The organism is Nonomuraea rosea (assembly GCF_039539705.1).
Taxonomy (GTDB): Bacteria; Actinomycetota; Actinomycetes; order Streptosporangiales; family Streptosporangiaceae; genus Nonomuraea; species Nonomuraea rosea.
Genome location: NZ_BAABDQ010000137.1, coordinates 1 through 923, shown reverse-complemented (window position 1 = coordinate 923; position 923 = coordinate 1). Strand labels below are relative to the sequence as shown.

Sequence of the window (923 nt, the reverse complement as noted above, 5' to 3'; positions counted from 1 at the left end):
AGTGCGTGTTTGTGATGATCGTTTGAGGGTCAGTCACAGAGGTAACGCGCTTGGCGTTGGGCGGGTCTGCCGCGGGTGAGGCGTCGGGTCATGCCGGCGATGGCCGCCCAGCGGATGATCGCCTCGGAGACGGCGGGGTCGCGTTCGTAGTCGCGGGCCAGTCGTCGGCAGGCGGTCAGCCAGGCCAGCGTCCTCTCGACCACCCAACGGCGGGAGATGACGCTGAATCCCTGCTGCTCGGCGGGCTTGCGGACGATCTGCAGGGTGGTGCGCAGGGTGTCGCGGGCCCAATCAACCAGCCGTCCGGCGAAGCCCTGATCGGCGAAGACGTAGCGAATGGGCGTGGTCAGGTACGCCGACAGCAGGGCGGTCTTGGCGCCGTCGCGGTCTTGCCGGCTCGCGGCCATGACCGCGACCGTGACGAGCAGGCCCGTGGTGTCGGTGATGATGAACCGTTTGCGGCCGTTGACCTTCTTACCCGCGTCATAGCCACGGCTGTCACGACCGACGGTGTCGGCGCCCTTGACGCTCTGGGAGTCGATGATCCCCGCCGATGGCTCATCGTCACGGCCGGCCTGCCGCCGGGCTTTGACACGCAGCTCGGCCAGGAGTGTCTCGGTGACGCCGGCGGCTTCCCACTGCTGGAAGTACCAGTACACGGTCTGCCAGGGCGGTAGATCGGTGGGCAGGTAGCGCCACGGGCAGCCGGAGCGCACCACGTACACGATGGCGTTGACGATCTCCCGTCGCGGGTGCTTCTCCGGACGGCCGCCGGTGTTCGGCTCGGGCAGCAGGGGTTCGATCAGCTCCCACTGCTCATCGGTCAGATCCGAGGGGTAACGATCAGGGGGCATCCAGCCACCCTGGCGATCCGTACGCCGATCGTCACCCCACCACGCCGAACATGAACGATCTTCTCAAAC

1 protein-coding gene is annotated in these 923 nt (G+C 67.2%); it reads right to left on the bottom strand.

Translation table 11 applies throughout. From position 1 onward, the window contains the following. Positions 1–29: 29 nt before the first annotated feature. On the bottom strand, positions 30–854 hold the full coding sequence (locus ABEA43_RS67775) for an IS5 family transposase (RefSeq protein WP_345581581.1): 825 nt from the start codon (positions 852–854) through the stop codon (positions 30–32). Between the last annotated feature and the right edge of the window lie 69 nt (positions 855–923).